This is a genomic window from Kitasatospora sp. NPDC036755 (genome assembly GCF_040636595.1).
GTDB lineage: Bacteria > Actinomycetota > Actinomycetes > Streptomycetales > Streptomycetaceae > Kitasatospora.
Map to the genome: position 1 here is coordinate 1 of NZ_JBEZUT010000432.1, position 5,861 is coordinate 5,861.

At 77.8% G+C, this 5,861-nt stretch carries 5 protein-coding genes and 1 pseudogene; 1 reads left to right on the plus strand and 5 read right to left on the minus strand.

The annotated features are described in order from the left end of the window. Positions 1 to 717, minus strand: a pseudogene (locus AB0E96_RS37225) (hypothetical protein); the annotation flags it as partial. 201 nt (positions 718 to 918) lie between these two features. Next, entirely contained in the window at positions 919 to 1,572 is a 654-nt protein-coding gene (locus AB0E96_RS37230; protein WP_359830658.1) for a class I SAM-dependent methyltransferase, read from the minus strand. 272 nt (positions 1,573 to 1,844) lie between these two features. Here AB0E96_RS37230 and AB0E96_RS37235 point away from each other — a divergent pair, with 272 nt between their 5' ends. Then, positions 1,845 to 2,927 carry an alcohol dehydrogenase catalytic domain-containing protein gene (locus tag AB0E96_RS37235; RefSeq protein ID WP_359830661.1) on the plus strand — a complete coding sequence of 361 codons (1,083 nt, stop codon included), beginning with the start codon at positions 1,845 to 1,847 and terminating at the stop codon, positions 2,925 to 2,927. Between the two features lie 91 nt (positions 2,928 to 3,018). On the opposite strand, the gene AB0E96_RS37240 is transcribed toward AB0E96_RS37235, so the two are convergent. The 3 genes from AB0E96_RS37240 to AB0E96_RS37250 all read right to left on the minus strand — a co-directional run. Beyond that, the gene (locus AB0E96_RS37240; protein ID WP_359830663.1) at positions 3,019 to 3,192 is read right to left on the minus strand and encodes a hypothetical protein; all 174 of its coding nucleotides are present in this window, start codon (positions 3,190 to 3,192) and stop codon (positions 3,019 to 3,021) included. A 482-nt stretch (positions 3,193 to 3,674) separates the two neighbouring features. Beyond that, positions 3,675 to 5,666 (minus strand): alpha/beta fold hydrolase, encoded by a 1,992-nt coding sequence (locus AB0E96_RS37245; RefSeq protein ID WP_359830666.1) that lies wholly within the window; start codon positions 5,664 to 5,666, stop codon positions 3,675 to 3,677. Beyond that, on the minus strand, positions 5,663 to 5,861 hold a 199-nt coding region (locus AB0E96_RS37250; protein WP_359830668.1), incomplete at its 5' end, for a hypothetical protein. The genes AB0E96_RS37245 and AB0E96_RS37250, both read right to left, overlap by 4 nt.

The window sequence follows — 5,861 nt, forward strand, 5'->3', positions numbered from 1 at the left end:
CGGCGCGCCGTCCGCACCCGTGGGCGCGGGGGCGGGCGGCGGGTTGTCCGCGCCGGTCGCCGGGGCGGAGGCCGGGGCGGGCGCGGCCTGGCCGTCCTTGTCGTCGCCCCCCTGGACGGCGAACAGCAGGCCGCCGCCGATCGCCAGCACCAGCAGCACGGCGAAGCCGATCAGCAGCGGGGCCTTGCGGTTGGTCGGCCGGTCCTCGTCCTCCTCGTAGCCGGCCGGACGGTCGGGCTGGGCGCCGTACGGGCCCGGGGCGCCGTACGGGCCCGGGGTGCCGTACGGGGGCTGGGCGCCGAAGGAGGGCTGGGCGGCGTACGGGGGCTGCGGCGGGGCGGCGGGCGGCTTCAGGAGGTAGTCCTGGCCGGGGGCCGGCTGCGGCGCCCGGGCCTGCGGGCCCCCGGGAGAGGGGAACGGCGCCGGCGGGGCGGCCGGAGGCGGCGGGGTGACGCCGGGGAACAGCGGGGCGGTCGGCGGGTCGTAGCCGGGCGAGGAGGCCAGGTACGGGCGGGCGCCCAGCGGCGGGCCCTGGTCGCCGACGGCGCCGGGAGCGGGCGGCTGGGCCGTGGCGGGCGGCTGGGGCGTTGGGGTGACGGGCGCCTCGGGGGCGGACCGGGTGTCGGACGGGGGCTGCGGGCCGCGCACCCAGCCGCCGGCTCCGCCGCGCGCGGTGGGGTCCCAGACCGCCGGAGCGCTGTTCTGCTGGTCCGTCATGTCGCTGCTGGCCCCCACCGTCCGCCGATGCCCTGCGTTCTGCCTGGTGCTGCGCGGCCACCGTACCGTTCGAACCCCCGCCCGACAGCCCCGGCACGACGTTAGAGCATCGGTGCGGGGCGGTGGGTGCGAACGGTGCGCGGGGGCCGCCGGGCGGGCGGCGGGAGCCGGCGGGTGCCGGGGCGCGGGGGGAGGAGCGGGCTACCGGGCGGCGCGGCGCAGCACCCGCAGGGAGCCGGTCACCGAGACCTCCTCGAAGCCCTCGGCCAGGGCCCGCAGGTACACCCGGTACGGGGCCTGGCCGCCGTCCGCCGGGTCCGGGAAGACGTCGTGCACCACCAGCAGGCCCTCCGGCGCCAGGTGCGGCACCCAGCCCTCGTAGTCGCCGGTCGCGTGCTCGTCGGTGTGCCCCCCGTCGATGAACACCAGGCCCAGCGGGCGTCCCCACAGCGCGGCGATCCGCGGGGAGCGGCCGACCAGTGCCACCACGTGCTCCTCCAGCCCGGCGGCGTGCAGCGTGCGGCGGAACAGGGGCAGGGTGTCCATCTGTCCGACCTCGGGGTCGACCAGCGTCGGGTCGTGGTACTCCCAGCCGGGCTGCTGCTCCTCCGAGCCGCGGTGGTGGTCGACGGTCAGGGCGACCGTCCCGGCCTCCCGGGCCGCCGCCGCGAGCAGGATCGCCGAGCGGCCGCAGTAGGTTCCGATCTCCAGCACCGGCAGCCCGGTGCCGCGCGCCGCGGCCACCGCGGCCGCGTACAGCGCGAGCCCCTCGTCCACCGGCATGAACCCGGTGGCGCCCTCGAACGCCGCCAGCACCTCGGGCGCCGGCTCGGCGATCGGCAGCAGGTCGGACATGCGGTGCTCCTCGGGGTGGGGCGGGCCGGTCGGGACGTCGGGGGTCGGGACGCGGGCGGACGTGCAGGGACCCTACTCGACGGTAGCGGGGGCGGCGGGGCCGGGGCGTCCGACCGCCGGGCGGCGGCGGGCGGTCATCCGGCGGTTCTGCCGGTTCTTCCGCCCCGTTGTTGTGGAACGCGTTCTAGTCGCGCCCCGGCGCCCGTGCCAGAATCGGCGCGACCGCCGATCCGAGGCCCACCAGGCACACCAGGCACCCCGGGAGCAGCACCATGCGCGCAGCCGTCCTGTACGAGACCGGCCAGGAGACCCTCGACGTCCGCTCGGACGTGACGGCCGTGGGCTTCGGGCCGGGGACCGTACGGGTCCGGATGCGGGCCGCCAGCCTCTGCCACTCGGACCTCTCCGCGATGAGCGGCGTCCTGCCGCAGCCCGCGCCGTTCGTCCCCGGGCACGAGGGCGCCGGGGACGTGCTGGAGATCGGCGAGGGCGTCACCGGACTCGCCGCCGGCGACCGCGTGGTGCTCTGCTGGATGGCCCCGTGCGGCCACTGCGAGCACTGCCGCCGGGACCGCGGTCACCTGTGCGTCGCCAGCCTGCGCAGCCTCGGCGCCCCGGGCTTCCGGATCGCCGAGGGCGGGCTGAGCGCCTCCGGCTTCTACGGCACCGGGGCCTTCGCCGAGGAGGTCGTGGTCGCGGCGAACGCCGTCATCAAGGTGCCCGACGACCTCCCCTACGAGGCCGCCGCGCTGATCGGCTGCGGGGTGACCACGGGCGTCGGCGCCGCGGTGAACACCGCCCGGGTCGAACCCGGCGCCTCCGTCGCGGTGATCGGGGCGGGCGGGGTCGGGGTGGCCACCGTGCAGGGCGCCCGGGTCTGCGGCGCCGGCCGGATCACCGTCGTCGACCCGGTGGCCTCGCGCCGCGAGCGCGCCCTGGCGTTCGGCGCCACCGAGGCGATCGCGCCCGAGGAGCTCAAGGCGGTGGCCAAGAAGCTGCCCGGTGGCGGCTTCGATCACGTCTTCGAGGCGGTCGGGCGCGCGGCCACCGTCCGGGCCGGCTACGAGGCCGCCCGGCGCGGCGGCGCGGTGGTCGTCATCGGCGCGGGCGCGCAGGACGACCTGGCGCAGTTCACCATGGGAGAGCTGTTCTTCAACGAGAAGCGGCTGCTGCCCTCGCTGTACGGAGGGGCCACCGTCTCGCGCACCATCGGGCTGGTCGTGGACCTCTGGCGGGCCGGGCGGATCGACCTCGACGGCATGGTCACCCACCGGGTGGGGCTCGGGGAGGTCAACGAGGCGATCGCGCAGATGCGGAGCGGCGAGGCGCTGCGGACGGTCGTCGCGATGGACTGAGGGCCCGCAGGGGGAGTGTGTCCCCTGCGAGCCCTCGGGTGCGGTGTCGCCGCGCGGTGCGTCGGCGTCCCGCGTGCGGGTGCCGGTGCGGTCAGCCCAGCGCGCCGGCCGCGCGGTGGCGGCCGTGTGCGTCGGTCTCCGGGCTGTCGTCGGAGGCGGAGCCACCGCGGTGACGGCCGTGTGCCGCGGTGTCCTTGGCCGTCTTCTCGTCGGCGTCGGTCCCGGTAACCGCGGGTCCGGTGGTGTCGGTGAGGGTGTCGGACATGAGAATCGTCTTTTCCGTGCGGAGGGTGCGGGTCATCGGCGCCCGGCCGGCGCCGGTGGCGCACGGTCGGGTCCCCGATCGGGCGCTCGGTACGCGCCCGTAGCCGGTGATCGCGGCCCGTGCCCCGGCCACCATAACGGCCGGGACGGACGAGATCCTATCGAGATCGTGACGCGAGTCCGGGCCGGTCCGGGGCCCGGAACCGGGCCGGCGGCCGCCCGGCTCGCGGCGGTGCGGCGGCGGCGCCCGGTCCGCCCGCGGCACGGAGCCGATGCGGTGCGGGACGAACACCGGTGCGCCGGGCGGGCGGAGGGGGCCCGTTCGATCCGCTCCTCGGCGGCGGTGCCCGGACGGCGGGTCGCCCCTGGGGCACCGCGGCCGGGGAGGGCGGCGGATTGGTCCGTACCAAGGTCGGCAACTGGCGCCCACCCGCGGTGAGTTCACCCGGATCGCCCAGGGCGCGACGTGTGGATCTGGCCGGATCAGCCCGGACGGCCGGTCCGCAGGAACGTGGCCAGCAGCTCGTGCAGCACGGCGGCGCCCTCGTCGGCGAGCACCTCGTGCCCGGAGCCGGCCGCCTCGACGTACCGGAAGTCCTCGCCCTCGACCCGGCCGATCCGCAGCAGTTCGTGCCGCAGCGAACGGGACTGGCTCACCGGCACGACCTCGTCCCGGTTGCCGTGCACCACCAGCAGCGGCGCGCTCAGCCGGTGCGCCAGTTGCAGCACGTCGCGCGGTCCGCGGGGGTCGGCGATCGGCTCGCCGCCGCCCAGCCGGGCGGTCAGCGCCGCCACGGGGGACGCCGCCTCGGCCAGCAGCCGGGCGCCGGAGAGGAACGGCGCGACCACCGCGCAGCGGGACACCTGTTCGGCCGGGGCGTGCGCGGCCGCGAGCAGCGCCAGGAAGGCGCCGTAGCTGACCCCGAAGAGGGCCGGCGGCTCCAGGCCGAGGGCGGCGCGCTGGCCCGCGATGCCGTCCAGCAGGTGCAGGACGTCCTCCAGGTCGGGACCGCCCCAGGCGCCCCGGATGGCCAGCGCGTGCGGCACGCCGTAGCCGGTGGAGCCGCGCTGGTTCGGGGCGACGACCGCCAGGCCCTCGGCGGCCATCCGCTGCAGCGCCGGGTCGAACTCCAGCCGCCAGGCGTCCGCCGGGCCGCCGTGCAGCGCCAGCACCAGGTGCGGGCTGCTCAGCCAGGCGTCCCCGCCGTACACCACGGCCTCCAACGGGCCCGCCGGGCCGGCGAGTTCGAGGCTCTGCGCGGGCTGCCAGCGACCGCCGTCCCCGGGCGGGGTGCTGCCGTCGAGCCGCCAGCCGGGCGGCACGGTCCGCACCGGGCGGACTCCGCCGGGCTGCCAGGGCGGGGCGGCGTCCCGCCCCGGTCCGGGCAACCCCGAGGCCAGCGGGGCGAGTTGCAGGGGCAGCGGAGCCGGCGCCGAGGCGGCCGGGAGCGGGCCGTGCGCCAGCAGCGCGTCGACATCGAGGGTGGCCAGCGCGGTCGGGTGGTCAGGCGAGGAGTACGGCAGCCGCAGCCCCGCCGCACCCCAGTGCCCGACCGCGCCGAGCCGGCCGGGTGGCACCGGCAGCGGGTCCAGCCGCCCGGCGGAGGGCCGCCACAGGGCCAGCGCCGAACCCGCGCCGTGGTCGATCTGCACCGCGACCCGGGGGCCGTCCGCGGCCACCCGCAGCGCGACCGGCCGCAGGAGCGTGCCCGCGACGTGCAGGCACTCCGGGAACCGCAGCGGCTCCCCGGCGCCGAGGACGCCCCAGCCGAGCCGGTCGGTGCCGGGCGCGTCGCTGCGCACCATCGCGAAGCGGCTGTCCGGGTCGAAGAGCACCAGGCGGTCGTTGCTCCGCGGGCCGATCTCCAGCAGCGGGCCGGTGGTTCCGTCGCGCAGGTCGAGCACCACGCTGCGGACCAGGCCCGCGCTCACCCGGTCCAGCGCGAGCAGCGTGCCGGTGCGGTCCAGCCAGGTGCCGCCGCCGTGCAACCCCGGGATCTCGGCGACCGGTTCGGGCTCGCTGCCGTCCGTGCGCACCAGCCAGACGGTGGTCGCCGGGCGGGTGTCGCTGCCGAGCGCGACCGCCACCGGCGTCCGCGGGCCGGCCCCGGGGTGCGCCGGGAGCGGCAGTACCCGCAGTCCGGCCATCCGCAGTACGCCCAACTGCTCTTCCAGGGTGCCGTTTTCGCCGTGGGAGAGGTGGACCAGGTCGTGCCGGTCGGCGTCGTGCCGGCAGGCCAGCACCGAGCCGTCGGGCAGCGGGACCACCTGCGAGCGCGGGCTCTCCGCGCGGTTGCCGGGCAGCGGGAGCGCGGTCGGCGCGGCCGGTTCGCCGTCCTGCGGAAGTCGCCAGCTCTCCACGTACCAGCCGCTGTCGGCGGTGGAGGCGAGGCAGGCGGCGTGGCTGCCGTCGGCGGTGAAGGTGAAGTTCAGCCGGCGCAGCGCCTGGGTCAGGGTCCGGGTGGCCACGTTCATGCTCCGCTCACCCCGGTGGTGCCGGTCGGTCCCGCGGTGCCCTCGGAGGGTCCGCCGGTGTTCTCGGACGGTCTCGCGGTGTCCCCGGGCGGGGCGGTGATGAAGCTCAGCGTCCGCCGGTACGGCCCCTCGGGCCCGGTGCTGCGGTACTCCTCGGTGCTGCTGCCGGTCCGGACGGTGCGGTCCCCGTCGTGC

What these genes read in the sequence shown, in the direction of transcription:
- AB0E96_RS37240 (WP_359830663.1), bottom strand. Translation starts at nt 3,192, where the DNA reads ATGTCCGACACCCTCACCGACACCACCGGACCCGCGGTTACCGGGACC.
- AB0E96_RS37230 (WP_359830658.1), bottom strand. Translation starts at nt 1,572, where the DNA reads ATGTCCGACCTGCTGCCGATCGCCGAGCCGGCGCCCGAGGTGCTGGCG.
- AB0E96_RS37245 (WP_359830666.1), bottom strand. Translation starts at nt 5,666, where the DNA reads ATGAACGTGGCCACCCGGACCCTGACCCAGGCGCTGCGCCGGCTGAAC.
- AB0E96_RS37235 (WP_359830661.1), top strand. Translation starts at nt 1,845, where the DNA reads ATGCGCGCAGCCGTCCTGTACGAGACCGGCCAGGAGACCCTCGACGTC.